Genomic DNA, 24,073 nt, shown 5'->3' on the forward strand with positions numbered 1-24,073 from the left:
CTATGCGGCCACCTGGTCCGCCATGAGGTCGAGGAGTTCGGGGGTGAGGAATTCGTCGAGGGGGCAGACGCCCGACATCGTGGAGAAGTAGCGGGCGGTGAGTTCCGGGCTGGTGGATATCACGCGCAGCATGGCGATCTGGTGGTCGGGGGCGGTGAGCCGGCCGGTCTTGAGAGTGCTGCGGTAGTGCGGCATCAGTTCTTCGAGGCGTTCGCTCGCGAACTGGTCGAGGGCGGACTGGAGTTGAGCGGGGTCCTGGAGCCGGTCGCCGATGCAGTCGGCGAGCAGCTGGGCCTGGTAGAAGCCGTCGGTGATGCCGCGGGCGGTGATCGAGTCCTTGTGGTGGCCGGCGTCGCCGATGAGGGCCCAGCCGGGTCCGGCGGCCTGGCGGAAGAAGTTGCGCTGGTCGCCGGTGCCGTGGACCCGCTCCAGGCGCTCGCCCGCGGCCATTTGGTCCCGGACTTCGGGGGCGGTCGCCTCCACGCAGGCCAGCAGGGAGTGCAGCGCGTCGCCGCGGACGTCGTGGAACCGGTCCTGGGGGAAGTAGCCGGCGACCAGGGTGGCGCCGTCGTTGGTGGGGACGGTGCCGACCCAGCTTCCCGGTGCCTCGTAGAGGCGGAACTGCTCCGGGAGGCCGGACCAGTAGCTGTAGTAGGCGCAGGTGAGGGCCGGGTTCTCGATCAGGAGCGGGGCGCCGAGTCGGTCGGCGACGGTGGAGCGCATGCCGTCGGCGCCTATGACGAGGCGGGCGCGTTCGACGGTGCTGTTGCCGCTGCGGACGGAGCCGATCCGTACGCCCACCACCCGGTCGTCCTCGAAGACGAGGTCGCTGACCGAGCAGTTGTCGCGGAACTCGGCGCCCGCCTGCACGGCGGCTTCGGCGAGGAGCGCGTCCAGGAGGTGACGGCGGGGCGCGTAGGCGGCGTTGTTACCCTCCGCGGGCCACGAGCAGCCCTCCAGACGGACGTCACCGATCGTGTACTGGACGGCGTCCAGGGCGGGGGCGCCGGTGGCGGCGACGGCGGGCAGGACGCCCCAGTCGGCGAGCCGGGCGACGCCGGGCTGGTGGATGTAGAGGGTGGACAGGGTGTCCTTGGGGAACCGAGCCCGCTCGAGGAGGAGCACCCGGTATCCGGCGCGTGCGAGCAGCATGGCGGCCGGTGCTCCGGCGGCGCGTGCTCCCACCACTATGACGTCATACAAGAGATGCTCCCGAGAGGTTGCTGCCGTGGTCGTCGAGGTGCCGGTTGATGGCCCGGGATATCTCGGCCGCGGGCGCGGGCATGTTCATCCCGAGGTGGGTGGAGTGGATGTTCCACTCCTGGATGGCGCCGGTGATGTGGGGCCGCCAGTGGGCGAGATAGGAGTCGTCCGGGTTCAGCGTCGCGTTGAAGAACAGGGCGTCGCCGTCGAAGACGGGTGAGGTGAAGTCCTTCATCAGGCTCAGGTGGTGGAGCATGATGGCGGACGCGTTGTCGATGAGGGATTCCCGGTCACCCTCGGCGCCTTCCGCCAGCGCGGGGAGGCGTTCGCCGAAGAACTCCCGTACTTCGGAGGCGTCGACGCTGTCGTGGTGGGTGAACCAGGAGGCGGGGACGCAGTCCAGCAGAGCGAGGGTGGCCACCTGGTGTCCCCGGCGCTGGAGTTCGGCGGCCATGGCCTGGGCGAGGGTGCCTCCCAGGGACAGGCCGGCCAGGTGGTAGGGGCCGTCGGGCTGAACCTTGAGGATCTGCTGGACGTAGTCGGTGATCATCTCCTCGACGGACTGCGGCAACGGACTGCCGTCGAAGCCGCGGGCCTGGATGGCGTAGCCGGGCCTGTCCTCGTCCAGGTGTCCGGCGAAGCCCATGTAGGCCCAGGACAGGCCCACTCCGGGGTGGATGAACCACAGGGGGGCTGCCGTGCCGCTGGTCTTCAGCGGCAGGACGACACCGAACGGGTCGGTGTGTTCGGACGACTCGGTGCCGGAGGTCAGGTAGGTGTCGAGCTGGGCGACGGTGGGCGACTGGAACATGACGCGGATGGGGATGGCGACGCCGAGCAGGGTGCGGATCCGGTTGAGGAGCCGGCTGGCGAGCAGGGAGTGGCCGCCCAGGGTGAAGAAGTCGTCGTCGATGCCGACCCGCGGGAGACCGAGCACTTCGGCGAACAGTCCGCACAGGACCTCTTCGCGGGGGGTGCGCGGGGCGCGGTGGGCGGCGGCGGAGAACTGCGGGTCGGGCAGGGCGCGGTGGTCGAGCTTGCCGTTGGGGGCCAGCGGGAGTCGCTCGAGTGTCACGAACGCCGCGGGCACCATGTACGGCGGCAGCTGAGCCGTGAGGTGGTCGCGCAGGTCGTCGGTGGTGGGGCCGTCGCCGTGCCGGGGCACCACGTAGGCGACGAGCTGCTTGCCGCCGCGGCCCTCGTGGAGGGTCACCACCGCCTGGGCGAGGTCGGGGTGCGCGGTCAGCGCGGTTTCGATCTCGCCGGGTTCGACGCGGAAGCCGCGGATCTTGACCTGGGCGTCGTCGCGGCCCACGTACTCCAGCTGTCCCTCGTCGTTCCAGCGGGCCAGGTCGCCGGTGCGGTACATCCGCGAGCCGGGCGGGCCGAACGGGTCGGCGACGAACCGTGCGGCGGTCAGGGCGGGCCGCTGGTGGTAGCCGCGGGCGAGGTGTCCCGCGACATACAGCTCGCCGACCACGCCGGGGGCGACCGGTTGGAGGGCGGGGCCCAGGACGTGGGTGCGCATGTTACCGATGGGCCTGCCGATCGGGGTGCTGCCGGTGTCCGGGGCCGGGGCCTCGGCGGTGAGGGTGTGGGTGGTGGCGTAGAACGATTCGCTCTGTCCGTAGGCGTTGACGATGCGGACGCCCGGGAAGGTGTCCCGGGCTTGCTGGAGGACGGCGGTGGGCAGGGCTTCGCCCGCGAAGACCAGGGTGTCGGGGTGGGTGGTGTGGTGCGCGAGTTGGCCGGCGAGTTCGGCGAACGCGGAGGGCACGGTGCTGATCACCTGGCCGGGCAGGACGTCCCGCTCGCCGAGGACCAGGACGTCGCGGACGACGTCGAGGGTGCCGCCGGTGGTGAGGGTGGTGAACATCTCGAACACCGACACGTCGAAGTTGACCGAGGTGCCGGCCGACATTCGCCGGCCCGGTCCCATGTCCACCTGGGGCGCCAGCCGCAGGACGCCGTTGACGACCGTGCGGTGGGTGAGGGCCACGCCCTTGGGGGCGCCGGTGGAGCCGGAGGTGTACATCACGTAGGCGAGGTGGTCGGGGTGCAGCGGGGCGGTGCGCTCGCGGTCGGTGAGGTCGGTGCCGGGCCGCTCGGTGAGGGTGAGGGTGTCCAGATGGAGGCGGGGGCACTCGGTGGGCGGCAGCACCGCTTCGGTGGCCGTGTCGGTGAGGATCAGCGCGGGGCCGGCCTCGGCGAGGACGGCCGCGAGCCGGTGGCCGGGGTAGGCGGGGTCGACGGGCAGGTAGGCGCCGCCGGCCTTCAGGACCGCGAGGAGCGCGACGACCAGGTCCGCGGAGCGCGGCAGGCAGACCGCGACCAGGGACTCGGGTCCCACACCGCGGTCGGCGAGTTCCCTCGCCAGGCGGTTGGCGTCCGCGTTGAGCCGGCGGTAGGTCAGGGCGTGGCCGTCGTGTTCCACCGCGATCGCGTCCGGGGTACGGGCGCTCTGGCTCTCCACCAGGGCAGGCAGGTTCACGTCGGGGGTGGCGGCGGCGGTGTCGTTCACCTCGCGCAGCCGGGCGTGTTCGCTCGTGTGCAGGATGTCGACGCGGCCGGCCGGGAGGGTCGGGTCGGCCGCGATCTGCCGCAGGATTCGGCTGAGTCGGGCCGCGATGCCCTCCGCCGCCCCGCGGTCGAAGGCGCCCTGCTGGTACTGCAGGACCATCATCAGGTGCGGTTCGGCACCGGCCATCAGCGCCAGCGGGTAGTGCGTGCCGGAGTAGGGGCGGATGCCGGTGAAGGCGATCCCCGCGGCGGTGTTGGCGTCGCTGAGGCCCTCCTTGTCGACGGGGAAGGACTCGAAGACGACCAGGGTGTCGAACAGGCTGGGGTGCCCGGCGGCCTGCTGGATGTCGCTCAGCCCGTAGTAGTGGTGGTCGAGCAGGGCCGCCTGCCGCTTCTGCAGGCCGGTCACCAGGTCGGCGAGGGAATCCTGGGGCCGGTGCGTGACCCGGACCGGCAGGGTGTTGATGAACAGGCCGATGATCGAGTCGACGTCGCCCAGGGCGGGCGGCCGGCCGGAGACGGTGGCGCCGAAGACCACGTCGGAACGGCCGGTGAGTTCGCCGAGCAGAACGCCCCAGGCGCCCTGGAGCAGGGTGTTGACGGTGACGCCGAGTTCGGAGGCGCGCCGGTTCAGGGCCCTGGCCTCCTCCAGCGGCAGCGGGATGTCGATCTGTCCGACACCCTCGCTGTCACCGGCGCCACGGGCGGCGGGAGCCAGCAGGGTGGGCTCGGCGCCGGCGACCTCGGCCGCCCAGGCGCGGGCGGTCTCCTCGTGGTCCTGCTGGTCCAGCCAGACCAGGAAGTCGCGGAAGCCGCGGACCCGCGGCAGGGCGGAGGCATCGCCCGCAGCGCCGTACAGGCGCAGCAGGTCCTGCATCAGCAGCGGGAACGACCACCCGTCGAAGAGCATGTGGTGGGCGGTCAGGACCAGTTCGGCCCGGTCCTCGCCCATCGTGACCAGCGTCAGGCGCAACAGTGGCGCCGTGGCCGGGTCGAAGTGCTCGTGGTGGTCCTGTTCGAGGAGTTGCTCGAAGGCCTCCTCACGGGCCTGCTCCCCCAGACCGCTGAGGTCGATGTGGCGCCATGGCACGTCGACGTTGTCCAGGACGAGCTGGACCTGATGGCCTGCGCTGTCGGTGACGACCGCCGTGCGCAGGCCGGCGTGGCGCTCCAGGAGGGCCTGTCCGGCGGCGTGCATCCGGTCCGCGTCGGCGTGGCCGGCGATGTGGAAGACGATCTGCATCTGGTAGGCGTCATAGGCGTGGTCGTCGAGGAAGGTGGACTGGAACAGCAGCCCGGACTGGAGCGGGGTCAGCGGCCAGACGTCGGCCAGCTGGGGGTGGCGCTGTTCCCAGACGTCGATGTCGCCCTGGGTGACGCGGACCAGCGGCAGATCACCGGGCGTCAGGCCGCCGGCGCCGGGAGTGGTGGCGTGGCCGGCCAGCGCGGTCAGGGCCGTGGTCCACAGGTCGGCCAGTTCCTGCACCTCGGTGCGGGTGAGGACGCCGGCAGGGAAGCCGATCATGGCGCCGAGGCGGGCGCCGTCCCCGCTGTCGAGGACGGCGGCGTTGATCTCCACGGTCGACATGGCGGGCATGTCGGCGTCCAGGGCCGCGTCGAGGGCGGGCAGTTGGGTGAAGCCGAGGCCGCGCAGTTCGTCGGGCATGTCCGCCGAGGAGAACTGGCCGAGGTAGTTGAAGCCGATCTGGCCGGTGGGGTACCGGCCCAGTTCGGCGGCGGTGTCGGGGTTGAGGTAGCGCAGCAGGCCGTAGCCGATGCCCTTGTCGGGGACGGCCCGCAGCTGCTCCTTGACCGCTTTCAGGAGCCGGCCGGCGGCCGGGCCGCCCGCCAGCGCTTCGTCCAGGTCGCAGCCGGCGGTGTCGAGGCGGACGGGGAACATGCTGGTGAACCAGCCCATGGTGCGGGACAGGTCGGCGCCGGGCACGACGTCCTGTTCACGGCCGTGGCCCTCCAGGCGGATCAGGGCGGAGGGTTCGGCGACGCCCCGGGAGCGGCGCCATGCGGCGAGCGCGAGCGCGAGGGCGGCCAGCAGGCCGTCGTTGACGCCGCCGTGGAAGGCGGCGGGAAGCGAGGTCAGCAGTGCATCGGTCACCGTGGCCGGCAGCTGGATCTCCAGGTGCTCGACGGTGGACAGCACATCGACCGCGGGGTCCAGCGGCCGTGACCCCAGAAGGGGGTCGGGGCCCTGCAGCATCGTGCGCCACAGGTCCGTCTCGGCGACGCGGGCGGGGCTCGCCGCCTCCTCGGCCAGGGCGTGTGTCCAGCGCCGCACAGAGGTGGCGACCTCGGGCAGGCGAGGGACGTGGCCGTCGCGGATCTGCTGCCAGGCGGCGGCCAGGTCCGGGAGCAGGATGCGCCAGGACACGCCGTCGACGGCGAGGTGGTGCAGGGCGATCAGCAGCCGGCCCGGGGTGGCGGGCCCGGCGTCGAACCAGACGAACTGGGCCATCACGCCGGCAGCCGGATCGAGGCGGCCGGTGGCGGCGTCCAGTTCGGCCGCGGCCCGCTCCTGCCAGTCGCTCCAGGTGCCGTCGCAGACCACGCGGTGCAGCACGGAGGCCGCGTCGAGGGTGCCGGGCGCCTCGATGTGCAGGGCGCCGCCGTCCTCGCGCAGCAGCCGCGAGCGCAGGATGTCGTGCCGGTCCAGGGCCGCGGTCAGGGTCGCGGTCAGCTGCGGCGCGTCGATGCCGGCGGGCAGTTCCAGCGCCGTCGACATGGAGAACCGGTCGAAGCTGTCACCGAGTTCGAGCATGTAGCGGCCGATCGGCAGCAGCGGCATGAGGCCCACCCCGCCGCCCTCGAACTCCTCGAGGACCGGACGGTCGCCGATGCCGCTGGTGGCGACGGTGGCGAGTTCGGCGACGGTGCGCTGCTCGAAGATCTGCCGCGGGCTCACCTCGATGCCCTGGGCGCGGGCGCGGGTGACGACCTGGATGGACCGGATACTGTCGCCGCCGACAGCGAAGAAGTCGTCGTCGAGCCCGACCCGTTCCAGGCCCAGCACGTCGGCGTACACGGCGGCGAGGGTCTCCTCCACGGTGGTGCGCGGGGCCCGGTAGGTGGTGGCGGTGAACTCCGGGGCGGGCAGCGCCTTGTGGTCGAGCTTGCCGTTGGGAGCCAGCGGGAGGCGGTCCAGGACGACGAACGCGGAGGGCACCATGAACTCCGGCAGCCGGCTCGCGACGAAGCGGCGCAGGTCTCGCGCGGACAGGCCGGCGGTCATGTCCACCTCGAGGTCGCCGAGGCCGTCCACGCTCTGTTCGGACGCGGCGCCGGCCGGCACGACGTAGCCGACGAGCTGCTTGCCGCCGCCCGGCCCGTCACGGACGACCGCGACGGCCTGCACGACCTCGGGGTGCGCGGTCAGCGCGGCCTCGATCTCACCGGGTTCGATACGGAACCCGCGGATCTTGACCTGGGCATCGCCGCGGCCCACGTACTCCAGCTGTCCTTCTCGGTTCCAGCGGGCCAGGTCGCCGGTGCGGTACATCCGCGAACCGGGCGGCCCGTAGGGGTCGGCGACGAACCGCTCCGCGGTCGGGCCGGGGCGCCGGTGATAGCCGCGGGCGAGTTGTCCCGCGACATACAGCTCACCCACCACGCCCGGCGGCAGCGGCTGCAGGCCGGGGCCCAGGACGTAGGTGCGCATATTGCCGATCGGACTGCCGATCGGGGCAGCGCCGGGCACGGTCTCGGTGGTGGCGGGCAGCGGGAAGCTGCTGGCGTAGAACGATTCGGTCTGCCCGTAGGCGTTGACCACCCGGACGCCGGGGATGGTGTCGCGGACCCGCCGCACCAGGGCGGCGGGGAGCGCTTCGCCGGCGAACACGACCGTTTCCGCGTGGATGGTGCCGGGTGTCTGGTCGAGGAGTTCCGCGAACACCGACGGGACGGTGCTGATGACTCCGCCGCTCCAGCCCCCGCGTTCGCCGATGACCAGGACGTCCCGGGCGACTTCGACGGTGCCGCCGGCGGACAGCGTGGTGAACAGTTCGAACACCGACACGTCGAAGTTGACGGAGGTACCGGCCAGTGTGCGGGTGCCGCGGGTGATGGCCGCCGCGGATGCCAGACTCGTCACCGCGTTGACGACGGTGCGGTGGCTGATCACGACACCCTTGGGGGTGCCGGTGGAGCCGGAGGTGTACATCACGTACGCGGCCTGGTCCGGTCGCGGGCCCCTCGGCGAACCACCGCCATCGGCAGGGGTGCGGGCGTGGTCGTCGAGGAACAGGGTGGGGGTGTCGTCGGTGGGCAGGACGCCGGCGGTCGCGGTGTCGGTCAGTCGGAGGGTGGGTCGGGCGTCGGTGAGGATGAAGTCCAGGCGGGCGCTGGGGTACTTGGGGTCGATGGGCAGATAGGCGGCGCCGGCCTTGAGGACCGCGAGAAGGGCGACGACCAGGTCCGCGGAGCGCGGCAGGCAGACGGCGACCAGAGACTCGGGTCCGGCGCCGCGGGCGGCCAGGTCGCGGGCGAGACGGTTCGCTCGGGCGTCGAGGTCGCGATAGGTCAGCGAGACGTCGTCGCAGACGACGGCGACGGCGTCGGGCCTCTGCGCGGCCTGCTGCTCCACCAGGGCAGGCACGGTGAGGTCGGTGATGGGGCGGGTGGTGTCGTTGAAGTGGTGCAGGACCTGCTCCCGCTCGGCCGGGTGGGCCAGGTCGACGGTGCTGACGCGGGTCTGCGGGTCGGCGGCCAGCCGGCCCACCAGGCGGGTGAAGCGGTCGGCGACCGCCTCGGCCGTCTGCCGGTCGAACAGATCGGTGGCGTACTCGAGATGGCCCACGACGCCCATGCCGGGCAGGTCGGCCATGTTGAAGAACAGGTCGAACTTGGCGGACTCGTTGCGGACCCGTTCGAACTCGACGTGCAGGCCGGGCAGGGTGAAGTCCTTGCGGGCGAAGTTCTGCCAGGCGAACATCACCTGGAACAGCGGCGAGTAGGCGGTGGAGCGCTCCGGGTTGAGCTCCTCCACCAGGCGCTCGAAGGGCACGTCCTGGTTGTCGTAGGCGGCCAGGGACTTGTTGCGGACCTGGTCGAGCAGGGTGTCGAAGGCCGGATTGCCGGACAGGTCGGTGCGCAGCACCCAGGTGTTGACGAAGAAGCCGATCAGGTCGGCGAGGCCGTCGTCGGTGCGGTTGGCGATCGGAGATCCGATGGTCACGTCGTCGCCTCCGCCGAGGCCGTGCAGGAGCACGGCGAGGGCGGACTGCAGCACCATCGACACGGTGACGCCCTGGGCGCGGGCGACGTCCTCGACGGCGGCGGCAACCTCGGGGGCGAGGGCGAACTCGACCGTGTCGCCGCGGTGGCTGGCCGCCGGCGGGCGGGGCCGGTCGGTGGGCAGCTGCAGCGGCTGCGGCACGCCCGTGAGCTCCTCGCGCCAGTAGCGGACCTGCGCGGACAGAGCACTGTCCGGGTCGTCCTCGTCGCCGAGGACCTCGCGCTGCCACAGCGTGTAGTCGACGTACTGGACGGCCAGTTCGTCCCACTGCGGGCCCTGGTTCTCGAGGCGGGCGGTGTAGGCCGCGCCGAGGTCGCGGGCGAGGGGGGCCATCGACTCGCCGTCGCTGGCGATGTGGTGGATCAGCAGCACCAGGACGTGGTCCTGCTCGCCGGTCCGCAGCAGCGTCGCCCGCAGCGGCAGGTCGGTGGCCAGGGTGAAGGGGTGCGCCACGGCGTCGGCGAGGGCGTCGGGCAGACCCGCTTCGTCGGTGGTGACGACCGGCAGGTGCAGCATGGCCGCTGCTCGGTCGGCGGCGAGGACGTGCTGGTGCGGTACGCCGTCGCCGTCCTCGACGATCAGGGTGCGCAGACTCTCGTGCCGGGCGACCACGTCGCCGACCGCCGCCTCCAGCGCGGGGATGTCGAGGGTGCCGGTCAGCCGCAGCGGGAAGGGGGCGTTGTAGGTGGCGGAGGGCCCTTCGAAGCGGTCGATGAACCAGAGCCGGCGCTGGGCGAACGACAGCGGTATCCGCTCCGGCCGTTGGGCCGCCCTGGTCAGCTGCGGGCGCACCCGCGTTCCCGGGGACAGACGGCCGGTGAGTTCCACCACGGTCGGCGAGTCGAACACCGCGCGGATGGGGACCTCGATGTCCAGCCCGGTACGGATCCGGCTGACCAGCCGGGTCGCGAGCAGGGAGTGGCCGCCGAGGGTGAAGAAGTTGTCGTCGATGCCGACCCGCTCGACGCCCAGGACCTCCGCGAACAGGGTGCACAGGAACTCCTCCTGCGCGGTGCGCGGTGCCCGGTAGGTGTGGCCGGCGAACTCCGGGGCGGGCAGGGCGTGACGGTCCAGCTTGCCGTTCGGGGACAGCGGGAGGCGGTCCAGGACCATGAATGCGGCGGGGACCATGAATTCGGGCAGCTGGGCGGCGACGAACTTGCGCAGTTCGTCGATGTCGAGCCCGCCGGCCGCGGTGTCGGCGGGAACGGCATAGCCCACCAGATGCCGGCCGGTGGTGGCACCGGCCTCGCGGGCGACGACCGCCGCCTGGGCGACTCCGGGGTGCGCGGTCAGGGCCGCTTCGATCTCGCCGGGTTCGATGCGGAAGCCGCGGATCTTGACCTGGGTGTCCCCGCGGCCGGCGTACTCCAGCTGCCCGTCGCTGTTCCAGCGTGCCAGGTCGCCGGTGCGGTACATGCGGGCGCCTGGCGGGCCGTAGGGGTCGGCGACGAAGCGTCCGGCGGTCAGCGCGGGCTGGTCGTGGTAGCCACGGGCGAGGTGTCCCGCGACATACAGTTCGCCCACCACGCCCGGCGGCAGGGGCTGGAGGCCGGGGCCGAGGACGTAGGTGCGCATGTTGCCGATCGGGCTGCCGATGGGCGTGCTGCCGGGCGTGGTGTCGGAGCCGGTGGAGGTGGTGGCGTAGAACGATTCGGTCTGCCCGTAGGCGTTGACCACGCGCACGCCGGGCAGCGCCTGGCGGATGCGGTGCACCAGGGCGGCGGGCAGGGCCTCGCCGGCGAAGACCAGGGTGTCGGCGTGGATGGTGTCGCCGAGGTGGTCGACGAGCTCGGCGAAGACCGACGGGACTGTGCTGATCACGCCGCCCGACCAGGTGGCGCGTTCGCCGAGGACGAGGGCGTCGCGCACCATGTCGATGCTGCCGCCGCTGGTCAGCGCGGTGAAGATCTCGAACACCGACACGTCGAAGTTGACCGAGGTGCCGGCCAGGATCCGGGAGCCTTCGCCGGCTCCGACGCGGGCGGCGAGCTGGGTGATCCCGTTGACGACGGTGGCGTGGCTGATCACGACGCCCTTGGGGGTGCCGGTCGAGCCGGAGGTGTACATGACGTAGGCCAGGTTCTGCGGGTGCGGCGCCTGACGGTCGGCGCCGTCGGGCCCGGAGCCCGGATCCATGTCGAAGTCGCGGTCGAGGTCCAGGCCGTCGAGGTGCAGGTGCGGGATGTCGCCGGCCGGCAGCACGCCGGCCGTCGCGGTGTCGGTGACGATGAGCTGCGGGCACGCCTGCGACAGGATGAACTGAAGGCGGTGGCTGGGGTACTTGGGGTCGATGGGCAGGTAGCCGGCGCCCGACTTGAGGATGCCGAGCATGGCCACGACCAGGTCGGCGGTGCGGGGCAGCGCCAGGCCGATGACGGATTCGGGACGGGCGCCGCGCAGGGTGAGTTCGCGGGCCAGGCGCTCGGCGCGGGCGTCGAGCGCCCGGTAGGTGAGGTCCTGGCCGTCGTCGCAGTGGACGGCGACGGCGTCCGGGGTGCGGGCGGCCTGCTGGGCGAACAGGGCGGGCAGTGTCAGGTCGGGTGCCGGGGCGGTGGTGTCGCTCAATTCCGTGAGCAGGCGATGGCGTTCGGCCGGGGTGAGGACGTCGACCTGGGCGACGCGGGTCTGCGGGTCGTCCGCGAGGTGCCGGAGGATCCGCTCGAAGCGGGCGGCGATGGTCTCGACGGTGGGGGCGTCGAAGAGGTGGTGCTGGTATTCCAGGGCCACCCGCAACCGCGGTTCGGCGGTGGCGGTCACGATCATCGGGTAGTGGGTGCCGCTCATCGGGCTGATGCCGGTGACGGCGATGCCCGCCGCCGCGTAGGCGTCCGTGATGCCGGCCCGGTCGACCGGGTACGAGTCGAAGACGACGATGGTGTCGAAGAGGGACTTCAGACCGGTGGCGTGGTGGATCTCGGCCAGGCCGTAGTGCTGGTGGTCCAGCAGGGCGCCCTGCCGGTTCTGCAGGCCGGTGAGAACCTCCTGCAGGGTGTCGGCGGGGGTGCAGTCGACCCGGACGGGCAGGGTGTTGATGAACAGTCCGACCATGGCGTCGACGCCCGGTACCTGCGGCGGGCGGCCGGAGACGGTGGTGCCGAACACCACGTCACGGCGGCCCGTCAGGCTGCCCAGCGCCAGCCCCCAGGCCGCCTGGACGACGGTGTTGAGGGTGACGCCCAGTTCGGAGGCCCGGCGTGCGAGGTCGGCGGCCGTCTCGGCGGTCAGGGGGACGTCGACCTGGCCGATGCCGGTCGGGGCCGCCCCGGCCTGGGGGTGCGGCACGATCAGGGTGGGTTCGTCGATGCCGGCGAGTTCGGCGGCCCAGGTGCGGGCCGCCTCCTCGCGGTCCTGCTGGTCCAGCCAGACCAGGAAGTCGCGGTAGCCGCGGACCCGGGGCAGGGCGGAGGCGTCGCCGGAGGAGGCGTACAGCCGCAGCAGGTCCTCCAGCAGCAGCGGTACCGACCAGCCGTCGAACAGGACGTGGTTGGCGGTGAACACCAGCTCGGCCCGGTCGCCGCCCATGGTGACCAGCGTCATCCGCAGCATGGGGGGTGTGCGGGGATCGAAGTGGGTGGCGTGGTCCTCGGCCAGCAGCCCCTTGAGGGCCGCCATGCGTTCGTCGTCGTCCAGGCGGCTGAAGTCGACGTGGCGGAAGGGCAGGTCGACGTGGTCCAGGACGATCTGTACCGAGTCACCGGCGGTGTCGGTGACGAACGCGGTCCGCAGGCCGGCGTGACGGTCCAGGAGGGCCTGGCCGGCGGTGCGCATACGCGCGGCGTCGACGCGGCCGGAGAGGTGGAAGACCATCTGCATCTGGTAGGCGTCGAACGCGGTGTCGACGAGGAGGGTGTGGAACAGCAGTCCGGACTGGGTCGCGGTCAGCGGCCATACGTCGGCCAGGGCGGGGTAGTGCTGCTCCCACTGGTCGATCTCGTGCTGGGTGACCTTCACCAGCGGAACGTCGGAGGGGGTCAGGCCGCCGGCGCCGGGACGGGTGACGTGGTGGGCGAGGGCTTCGAGCGCCTCCTGCCAGTGGTCGGCGATGGCCCGGGCGTCGTCCTCGTCGAGGACGCCGGTGGCATAGCCGAGGCGGGCGTTGAGCCGGGGGCCGTCGGGGCCGTCGGTGACCAGCGCGTTCAGGTCCAGGGTGGACAGGGCCGGCATGTCCGCGTCCGGGTCGGCGACCAGTTCCGTGGTGCCCTCGGCCTGGGTGAAGCCCAGGCCGTGCAGGTGGTCGGGCATGTCCGTGGCGGAGTAGCGGCCCAGGTAGTTGAAGCCGATCTGGCCGGTGGGGTACTGCGCCAGTTCGGCGGCGGTCTCGGGGTTGAGATAGCGCAGCAGGCCGTAACCGATGCCCTTGTCGGGGACGGCGAGGAGCTGTTCCTTGACGGCCTTCAGCGCGGCGCCGGCGGCGGGTCCGCCGGCGAACGCGTCGTCGAGGTCGATGCCGGTCAGGTCGAGCCGGACGGGGAACATGGTGGTGAACCAGCCCACGGTGTCCGACAGGTCGGCGCCGGGGACGGTGTCCTCCTCGCGGCCGTGTCCCTCCAGGCGGATCAGTGTGGAGGGCTCGTCGGTGCCGCGGGCCGCGCGCCAACGGGTGACGGCCAGGGCCAGCGCGGTGAGCAGGCCGTCGTTGACACCGGCGCGGAAGGTGGCGGGCAGGGTGTTCAGGAGAGTCTCGGTGACCGTCTCCGGCAGCCGTACCCACAGGTGCGCGGAGCGGGAGACGACATCGGTGCGGGGATCCAGCGGGCGGCTGCCGAGGAGGGGGTCGCCGGCGGCCACGGTGCTGCGCCACAGGTCGAGTTCGGCCGTCCGCTCGGGTGAGGTGGCCACCTCGGCGAGGGCATGGGCCCAGCGCCGTGCGGATGTGGTGGTGGGGGGCAGTTGCGGGGTGCGGCCGGCCTTGACCTGGTCGAAGGCGGCGGCGAGGTCCGGGAGCAGGATGCGCCAGGACACGCCGTCGACGACGAAGTGGTGCAGGACCAGCAGCAGCCGTCCCGGTGTGGTGGGACCGGCGTCGAACCAGACGAACTGGGCCATCACTCCGGCGGCCGGGTCGAGGCGGCCGGTGGCGGCGTCCAGTTCGGCGGCGGCCTGCTGCTGCCAGGCGTCGCCGAAGTCGCCGTCGCAGGCGACGCGGTGGATGAGGCGCGGCACGTCCAGCGTGCCCGGTTCCGTGACATGCAGCCCGGTCTCGTCGCCGGTCACCAGCCGGGAGCGCAGGATGTCGTGCCGGTCCCAGACCGCGCCGATGGTCGCGGCGAGCTGCGATGCGTCGATGACTGTCGGCAGGTCGGCCACCAGGGACATGGAGAACCGGTTGATGCCGCCGCCCAGTTCCCTCAGCCAGTGGCCGACCGGCAGCAGCGGCATGGAGCCGACGCCGCCGCCCTCGAGTTCGTCCAGCACCACCGGGGCGCTCGCCGGGCCGCCGCGGGCGAGTTCGGCGAGTTCGGCGACGGTGCGGCTTTCGAAGATCTGGCGGGCACTGACGTCGATGCCCTGCGCCTTGGCGCGGGAGACGACCTGGATGGAGCGGATGCTGTCGCCGCCGATGGCGAAGAAGTCGTCGTCGATGCCGACCTGGTCCAGGCCCAGGACGTCGGCGTAGATGGCGGCGAGGGCGTGTTCGAGGTCGGTGCGCGGTGCGCGGTAGGCGCCGCCGGTGAACTCCGGCTCGGGCAGCGCCTTGCGGTCGAGCTTGCCGTTGGGGGTCAACGGCAGCTTGTCGAGCATGACGAACACCGAGGGGACCATGAACTCCGGCAGCCGGCCGGCGACGAACTTGCGCAGGTCGCGGGAGGAGACGCCGGCGGTGATGTCGATGTCGAGGTCGCCGAGGCTCTCCACGCTGACCGGGCCGCTGTCCGGGTCCGGGACGGGGACGATGTAGCCGATGAGCTGTTTGCCGCCGCCGCGGCCCTCGTGGATGGTCACCACGGCCTGGGTCACCTTGGGGTGGGCGGTCAGGGCCGCTTCGATCTCACCCGGTTCGATACGGAAGCCGCGGATCTTGACCTGGGCGTCGTCGCGGCCGGCGTACTCCAGCTGCCCGTCGCTGTTCCAGCGTGCCAGGTCGCCGGTGCGGTACATGCGGGCACCGGGCGGGCCGTAGGGGTCGGCGACGAACCGTTCGGCGGTCAGGCCGGGGCGGTGGTGGTAGCCGCGGGCGACGAGCCCCGCGACATACAGTTCACCCACCACGCCGGGGGCGAGGGGCTGGAGGCCGGGGCCCAGGACGTAGGTGCGCATGTTGCCCAGCGGACTGCCGATCGGGGCGCTGCCGGTGTGCGGCCAGGGCGCCTCGCCGGGCAGGGCGTAGGTCGTGGCGTAGAACGACTCGGTCTGTCCGTAGGCGTTGACGACGCGGATGCCGGGGATGGTGTCGCGGACCCGCTGCACCAGGGCGGCGGGCAGGGCTTCGCCGGCGAACACGACCGTCTCGGCGTGGATCTCGCTGCCGACCTGGTCCAGGAGTTCGACGAACACCGACGGGACGGTGCTGATCACGCCGCCGCTCCAGCCGCCGCGTTCGCCGATGACCAGGACGTCCCGGGCGACTTCGAGGGTGCCGCCGGTGGACAGAGCGGTGAACAGTTCGAACACCGACACGTCGAAGTTGATGGAGGTGCCGGCCAGCAGCCAGGTCTGGGAGGTGACGCCCACGGCCGACGCCAGGCGCATCACTCCGTTGACGACGGTGTGGTGGGTGATGTCCACCCCCTTGGGGGTCCCGGTGGAGCCCGAGGTGTACATCACGTAGGCGAGGTGTTCGGGGCGCAGCGGGGCGATCCGGTCGCGGTCGGTCAGCGGCGCCCCTTCCGTGCCGGCGTCCGGTGCGGTGAGGTCGAGGTCGTCGAGGAACAGGGTGGGTGTGTCACCGGCGGGCAGGATGCCGACGGTCGCGCTGTCGGTGAGCAGCAATGTCGGTCGCGCGTCGGAGAAGATGAAGTCCAGACGGCTGCTGGGGTACTTGGGGTCGATGGGCAGGTAGGCGCCGCCGGCTTTGAGGACCGCGAGGAGGGCGATGACGAGGTCGGCGGAGCGCGGCAGCGACAGGGCGACCACCGTCTCCGGTCCGACGCCGCGGGCCACCAGGTCGCGGGCGAGCCGGTTGGCGCGGGCGTCGAGTTCGCGGTAGGTCAGCGAGGTGTTGTCGAAGACGACGGCGACGGCGTCGGGGGTCTGCGCGGCCTGCCGCTCGACCAGGCCGGGGATCGTCACGTCGGGGGTGGGGCGGGTGGTGTCGTTGACGTGGTGCAGCACCTGGTGCCGTTCGGCCGGCTCCAGCACGTCGACCTGGGCGACCGGCATGGCCGGGTCGGCGACCAGTTGCTCGACGACGCGGATGTAGCGGGCGGCGATGGCCTCGACGGTGGCGTGGTCGAACAGGTCGGTGGCGTACTCGATGTAGACGAGCATGCCGGGCCGGGTGGGGTCGGCGAAGTAGTTGAACTCCAGGTCGAACTTGGCGGAGGAGGTGGCCTCCACCTCCAGGCGGGCGTGCAGTCCGCCGGGCAGGTCGAGGTCGATCCAGCGTTCGTTCTCCCAGGTGAACATGACCTGGAACAGGGAGTGGTAGGCGGTGGAGCGCTCCGGGTTGAGCTCCTCCACCAGCCGGTCGAAGGGGGCGTCCTGGTTGTCGTACGCGGCCAGCGCCTTGTGCTGCACCTGCCGGATCACGTCGTCGAAGGTGGGGTTGCCGGACAGGTCGGTGCGCAGCACCCAGGTGTTGACGAAGAAGCCGATCAGGTCCTGGAGTTCGTCGTCGGTGCGGCCGGCGATCGTGTTGCCCATCGGGATGTCGTCGCCGGCGCCGAGCTGCTGGAGCAGGACGGCCAGCGCGGTCTGCATCACCATCGGCACCGACACGTCCCGCTCCAGGGCGAGGTGTTCGACGGCTGCGAGCAGGTCGGGGGTGATGGGGAATTCGACGATGTCGCCCTGGTGACCGGCTATCGGCGGGCGGGCGCGGTCGGTGGGCAGCCGCAGCGGCTGCGGGGTGCCGGCCAGCTCCTGGCTCCAGTAGCGGATCTGCTTCGACAGGACGCTGTCGGGGTCGTCCTCGTCGCCGAGGACCTCGCGCTGCCACAGGGTGTAGTCGATGTACTGGACCGGCAGTTCGTCGTAGTCGGGTGCACGTCCGGCGATCCGGGCCCGGTAGGCGAGGTCGAGGTCGCGGGCGAGGGGCACGACGGACTCGCCGTCGCTGGCGATGTGGTGGATCAGCAGAACCAGGACATGGTCCTGCTCGCCGGAGCGGAAGAGGGTGGCGCGGACCGGGATCTGGGTGGCGAGGTCGATGGGGTCGCGGCCGGCGCGGTCCACGGCGTCGTCGAGCTCGCCGGGGTCGACGTCGACGAGCGGGATGTCCAGGGCCAAGTCGTCGGCGGGCACCACCTGCTGGGCGGGTACGCCGTCGGCGTCCGCGACGATCAGGGTGCGCAGGCTCTCGTGCCGCACCACGATGTCACGTACGGCCGCTTGGAGGGCGGGCACGTCCAGCGGGCCGGCCAGGCGGACCAGGAACGGCACGTTGTAGGTGGCCGAAGGGCCCTCGAACTGCTCGATGAACCACAGTCGGCGCTGCGCGAAAGACAACGGGATCATTTACTGTCCACTCCTGTTCATCTTGCGCAGACGGGGGCGACTCGAGGTGTTCGCGTCCTTCACCGTGCGCGACAGTTCCGCGATGGTGCGGTGTTCGAAAATGGCCCGGATGGTCACGCTGACACCGAGCGTCTTACGGATGCGGCTGGTCAGGCGGGTCGCCGAGAGGGAGTTGCCGCCCAGCTCGAAGAAGTCGTCGGTGATGCCGACCCGCTCGACGCCCAGGACGTCGGCGAACAGCTCGCACAGGCTCTCTTCCTGCGGGTCGCGGGGAGCCTGGTAGACGGGGCCGGCGTGGCCGGGTTCGGGCAGGGCGGCGGTGTCGAGCCGTCCGCCGGGGGTCAGTGGCAGGTCGTCGAGGACGACGTACGCGGCGGGCACCAGCTCGGCGGGCAGCCGGCCGGCGGCGAAGTCGGCCAGGTCGCCGGTCTCGACGCTGCCCGGCCCGGCGGGCACGACATAGCCCACCAACTGCCGGCCACCACCGCCGTTGTCGGTATCGGTGTCGCGGGCGATGACCACCGCCTGGTCGACGGCGGGGTGTTCGGCCAGTACGGCAGCGGACTCGGCGGGTTCGACGCGCTGCCCGCCGATGGTGACCTGGGTGTCGGCGCGTCCGGCGTACTCGAGCCGGCCGTCGGCGACGATGCGGGCGAGGTCGCCGGTGCGGTACATCCGTGCGCCGGGCGGGCCGAACGGGTCGGCCACGAAGTGGGCGGCGGTCGGGCCGGGGCGGCGGTGGTAGCCGCGGGCCGGTGCGCTGCCGGCGACGTACAGTTCGCCGACCGCGCCGGGCGGTACCGGGGTCATTCCGCTGCCCAGGACGTAGGTGCGCACGTTCGCCGGCGGCCGGCCGAGAACCGGTCCCGTGCCGGTGGCGGGTGTTTCGGCCGGGGCCGCGGAGACGAGGGCGTATCCGGTCTCACCGGGACGGTAGGTGCTCACCACCTGCACACCGGGGATCGTCTTGTGGAGCCGCTGCGCCAAGGCGGGCGGCAGCGGTTCGCCGTCGAAGAGCACCGTTTCGGCGTGGAGGTCGCCCTCCAGCTCGTCGAGGAGAGAGGCGAAGTGGGACGGCACTGTGCTGATCACACCGCCCGTGAGCGCGGCGAGGTCCTGCGGCCGCGGCAGGAGTTCGGCGGTTCCGCCGGTGCACAGCACGGTCAGCAGCACCGGCACCGGCAGGGTGCCGGCCACGGGGATGCGCACCGGTGTGCCCGGGGTGGCGGTCAGGTGGGCGGCCAGGGCGGGGATCCGGTCGGCAAGATTGCGGTGGGTCAGGCTCACGCCCCGTGGCCCGCCCCGATATCCGCCGGTGTAGGTCAGCCAGGCCAGGTGGTCGGGGTGCAGCGGCCGTGTCCGGTCCCGGTCACCCGGGTCACCCGGACCACCGCTGTCATCGGTGAGGTGAGGGGTGGTGTCGAGGCGGGCGACCGTCCCCTGTGACTCGATGGTGGTGCTGTCGGTGAGCAGGAGGTGCGGGGCTGCGTCGGCGATCAGGGCGCTGCGATGGGCGGCCGGTGCCGAGAGGTCCAGCGGCAGGTGTCCGCCCCCGGCCTTCAGGACCGCGAGGAGCGCGGCCACCTGGTCCGCCGGGTGCGTCAGGGCGGCTGCCACCACCGACTCGGGGCCGACGTGGTGGCGGATCAGTTCGGCCGCCAGCCGGTTCGCCCGGCTGTTCAGGTCCCGGTAGCTGAGGGTGACGTCCCCGGTGACGAGGGCGGGCCGGTCGGGGGTGCGTGCGGCCTGCCGTTCGAACAGGTCGGTCAGGGTGGCCCCGGGCAGGGCAGCGGCGGTGTCGTTGAGGTCGACGAGCACCTGGTGGCGTTCGGTGTCGTCGAGGATGTCGACGGTGCCGACCCGCTGGGCGGGATCGGCCGCCAGCCGGCGCACGATGCGCCCGTAACGGGTGGCGATCGCCCGGGCGGTGCTCTCCCGCAGGGCGTTCCGCTGGTACTGCACGGTCAGCCGCAGGCCGTCGGACTCGATGAAGACCAGCAGGGTCACCGGGTAGTGGCTGGCGGTGAAGGAGCGGATACCGGTGACGGAGATGCCGGCCGCCTCGCATGCCTCGGCGATACCGGCCCGGTCCAGGGGGAACGACTCGAATCCGATGATGGTGTCGAACAGAGCGTCCAGGCCGGTCGCTTCGTAGATCTCGGTGAGCCCGTAGTGGTGGTGGTCCATCAGCGCGGCCTGCCGGTCCTGCACGGTGGTCAGGAGGTCGGCGAGGGTGTTGCCGGGGGCGGTGTCCACCCGCACGGGCAGGGTGTTGAGGAACATGCCGACGATCGAGTCGACACCCGGTACGGCAGGCGGGCGGCCCGAGACGGTGGACGCGAAGACGACGTCGGTGCGGCCGGTCAGCTGGTTCAGCAGGATCGCCCAGGCGCTCTGGACGACGGTGTTCAGGGTGACCCCGAGGTCGGCGGCGCGGCGGGCCAGTTCGCGTGCCTCACCGGCGCTGAGGGTGACATCGATCTGTCCGATCCCGCTGCCCCCTTCGGGGCCGGGGCTGTCGTGGCCGGCGGGCGCGAGGAGCGTGCGCCGGTCGACGCCGTCGAGTTCGGCGGACCACACCCGGGCGGAGGCATCGGTGTCCTGGTGGGACAGCCACTGGACGAAGTCGCGGTAGCTGGGTGCCGGCGGCAGGACGGAGGAGTCGCCGGCGGAGCCGTAGAGCTTGAGGAGATCCTGCATCAGCACCGGCACCGACCAGCCGTCGAACAGGACGTGATGGGCGGTCAGGACGAGTTCGTACCTCTCGGGGCCCATGGTGACCAGGGTCAGGCGCAGCATGGGCGGCGCGGCGGCGTCGAAGTGGGCGCGCAGGTCGTCGGCGAGGAAGTCCTCGAACGCCCGGTCGCGTTCCCGCTCCCCCAGGGTGCTGTGGTCGAGGTGCTGCCAGGGCAGCGTGATGCCGTCCACGATGAGTTGGGTGAGAGTGCCGTCGGAGTCGGGCACGAACGCGGCGCGCAGGCTGGGGTGCCGCTCCAGCAGGGCCTGGCCGGCGGCGCGCATCCGGTCCGCGTCCACGGGGCCGGACAGATGCAGCGCGTACTGCACCTGGTAGGCGTCGAAGGCGGAGTCGTTGAGCTGGGAGTGGAAGAGCAGGCCGGACTGCAGAGGGGTGGCCGGCCAGATGTCCGCCAGGCCCGGGAAGCGCTGCTCCCACACGTCGATGTCGTTCTGGGTGACACGGACCAGCGGCACGTCGGAGGGGGTCAGGCCGCCGGCGCCGGGGCGGGTGGCGTGCGCGGCGAGTCCGGTCAGGGCGGCGGCCCACAGGTCCGCGATTTCCTGTACCTCGTCGGGGGTCAGGATTCCGGCGGGGGCGGCGAACGCGGCGTTCAGCCGGGGCCCGTGGGGGGTGTCGGTGACGGTGGCGTTGATGTCGAGGGCTGCCGGGGCGGGCATCCGCGGGTCCTGTCCGGCGTCGAGTTCGGCGAGCTCGGCCACCGGTGCCTGGGTGAAGCCGAGGCCGCGCAGGTGCTCGGGCATGTCGGCGGTCGCGGAGAACCGGCCCAGGTAGTTGAACCCGACCTGCCCGGGACGGTGGTGGCGCAGGATCTCGGCGGTGTCCGGGTTCAGATGCCGCAGCAGGCCGTAGCCGATGCCCCTGTCGGGCACGGCGAGGAGCTGTTCCTTGACGGCCTTGAGGACGGTGCCGGCGGCCGGGCCGCCGGCGAACGCGTCGTCGAGGTCGGCGCCGGCGACGTCGAGACGGACCGGGAAGACGCTGGTGAACCACCCCACGGTGGCCGACAGATCGGCGCCCGGTGCGGCGCTCTCCTCCCGGCCGTGTCCTTCGAGACGGATCAGGGCGGAGGATTCCGCGACGCCGCGGCGCTCACGCCAGCGGGCCAGCGCGAGGGCGAGGCCGGCGAGCAGTCCGTCGTTGACGCCGCCGCGGAAGGCTGCCGGTACCGCGGTCAGCAGGGCCTCGGTGACCGGGACGGGCAGTTCCAGGTGAGTGGTGTGGACGGTGGCGACCACGTCGAGGGCCGGATCGAGGCGCCGTGCCCCGAGGAGGGGGTCGGGGCCCTCCACGATCGAGCGCCACAACGCCAGTTCGGCCACCCGGGCGGGTGCCGCGGCCTCCTCGGCCAGGGCGTGCGCCCAGCGCCGCACCGAGGTGCCGACCGCGGGCAGCCGCGGTGCCTGCCCGCTGCGGACCTGCTGCCACGCGGCGGCGAGGTCGGGCATCAGGATCCGCCACGACACACCGTCGACGACGAGGTGGTGCAGGGCCACGAGGAGGCGGCCCGGCCGGGTGGGACCGGCGTCGAACCACACGAACTGGGCCACCACCCCGGCCACCGGGTCGAGCCGCTCGGCGGCCGCGTCCAGTTCGGCCGGCAGCGAAGCACGCCAGGCGTCCTGCCCGATGTCGCCGTCCTGGGTCACGCGGTGGATCAGCGCGGAGACGTCCACCGAGCCGGGCTCCGCGACCTGAAGACCCGGCTCGTCGCCGCCGGTCAGGCGGCAGCGCAGCAGGTCGTGACGGTCGATGACGGCGGCCAGCGTCGCGGCCAGGCCGTCGTGGTCGATGCCGGCGGGCAGGTCGAGCACCATCGCCTGGAGGAACCGGTCGAAGCCCGGGCCCCAGTCGCGGATCCACCGGGCCACCGGCAGCAGCGGCATCCAGCCGACGCCGCCGCCGTCGAGTTCCTCCAGGGTCGCCGGTGCGGTGCCGGCCTGCTCCTTGGCTGCGGCGGTCGCCGCGAGTTCGGCGACGGTGCGCTGCTCGAAGATCTCCCGCGAGCTGAGTTCCAGGCCGTGTGCCCGGGCTCGGGTCACCACCTGGATCGACTGGATGCTGTCGCCGCCGATGGCGAAGAAGTCGTCGTCGATGCCGACGCGGTCCAGACCCAGGAGTTCGGCGAACAGGGCGGCGAGGATCTCCTCCGGCCCGGTGCGCGGCGCGCGGTAGACGGCGCCGCGGAACTCCGGCTCCGGCAATGCCTTCTTGTCGAGTTTGCCGTTGGGGGTCAGCGGCAGGGCGTCCAGGACGGTGAACGTCGCGGGGATCATGTGGTCCGGCAGGCGCTGCGCGAGGAAGGGGCGCAGCTCCCCCACCGAGAACCCGGCACTCAGTGCGATGGCCCCGTAGGCGCCCTTGTCACCGCCGGTGTCGGTGTGGGCGCCGGTGGAGGTGACGGGGACGACGTAGCCGACGAGTTGCTTCTGGCCGCCGCGTCCGGTGTGGGGCAGGACCGCGGCGTGCGCGACGCCGGGGTGGGTCTCCAGAGCGGCCTCGATCTCATGGGGTTCGATCCGGAAGCCGCGGATCTTGACCTGGGTGTCGGCCCGCCCGTGGAAGACGAGGTCGCCGTCGGGGGTCCACTCGGCGAGGTCGCCGGTGCGGTACATCCGCTCGCCGTCCCCGCCGAACGGACAGGCCACGAACCGCACCGCGGTCAGGTCGGGGCGGCCCAGATAGCCGCGGGCCAGCGCCGCACCGGACACATACAGTTCGCCCGTCACCCCGGTCTCCACCGGCCGCAGCGCGTTGTCCAGGACATGGACACGGGCGCCGTCGATGGCGGTGCCGATCGGCGGGACGTGCCCGTCGCCGGGCAGCGGGCCGCTCATGGTGGCGCAGACGGTGGTCTCGGTGGGCCCGTACGCGTTGATCATGCGGCGGCCGGGTGACCATGTGGCCGCCAGCTCCGGCGAGGTGGCGTCACCGGCGACGACGAGGGTCTCGACGCTCGTCAGGGAGCCGGCCCGTATCGCGGTCAGGACCGGCGGCGGCAGCGTCGCGTGGGTGACGCCGTACGCGGCGATCGTCTCGGCCACCGGGCTGCCCGGAGCGAGGCGTTCCTTGTCGGCGATGACCAGCGTGGCGCCCGACAGCAGCGCCATGCACAGCTCCCACACGGAGGCGTCGAAGCTGGGCGAGGCGAACTGCAGCACCCGGCTGCCGGCGGTGACCTTCAGGCGTTCGGTCTGCGTGGCGAGCAGGGAGGCGAACCCGGTGTGGGTGACCGCCACGCCCTTGGGCCGGCCGGTGGAGCCCGAGGTGTAGATGACGTAAGCCGTGTTGAGCGGCGACACCGGACCCGCCGGCCCGGCTGCCGGACCGTCAGGGCCGTCGGGCAGGTCCTCCAGGCGCAGGACGGGGGCGGGCAGGTCGGGCAGTCGGTCCGCGGTCGCCGCGTCGGCGAGGACCAGGGCCGCCGCGGAGTCCTGCACCATGTAGGCGAGCCGTTCCGCCGGGTAGGCCGCGTCCATCGGCAGATACGCGCCGCCCGCCTTCAGCACCGCCAGCACCGTGACGCACCACGCGGACGAGCGGCGCAGCGCGACGCCCACCACCGACTCGGGGCCCACCCCGCGTCCTGACAGCGAGGCCGCCAGCGCGTCGGCGCGGGCGTCCAGCTCCCGGTAGGTCAGCTGCTCGTCGCCGAACACCACCGCGACTGCGTCCGGGGCGGCGGCGACCTGCCGTCCGAACAATGCGGTAAACGTCTCAACCGTCAC

Annotated in this window: 3 protein-coding genes; all 3 read right to left on the minus strand. The window is 72.3% G+C overall.

The genetic code is table 11. The features are described 5' to 3' along the window. The 3 genes from ACFWU3_RS33020 to ACFWU3_RS33030 are packed head-to-tail and all read right to left on the minus strand — an operon-like array spanning position 1 to position 24,073. The gene (locus ACFWU3_RS33020) at positions 1-1,203 is read right to left on the minus strand and encodes an NAD(P)/FAD-dependent oxidoreductase (RefSeq protein ID WP_384444778.1); all 1,203 of its coding nucleotides are present in this window, start codon (positions 1,201-1,203) and stop codon (positions 1-3) included. Continuing rightward, a complete protein-coding gene (locus ACFWU3_RS33025) occupies positions 1,196-17,587 on the minus strand; it encodes an amino acid adenylation domain-containing protein (RefSeq protein WP_384444780.1) in 16,392 nt (5,463 codons plus the stop codon). The genes ACFWU3_RS33020 and ACFWU3_RS33025 overlap by 8 nt, the downstream gene beginning before the upstream one ends. Next, the gene (locus ACFWU3_RS33030) at positions 17,588-24,073 is read right to left on the minus strand and encodes an amino acid adenylation domain-containing protein (RefSeq protein WP_384444782.1); all 6,486 of its coding nucleotides are present in this window, start codon (positions 24,071-24,073) and stop codon (positions 17,588-17,590) included.

Source organism: Streptomyces sp. NPDC058685, from assembly GCF_042714725.1.
Taxonomy (GTDB): Bacteria; Actinomycetota; Actinomycetes; order Streptomycetales; family Streptomycetaceae; genus Streptomyces.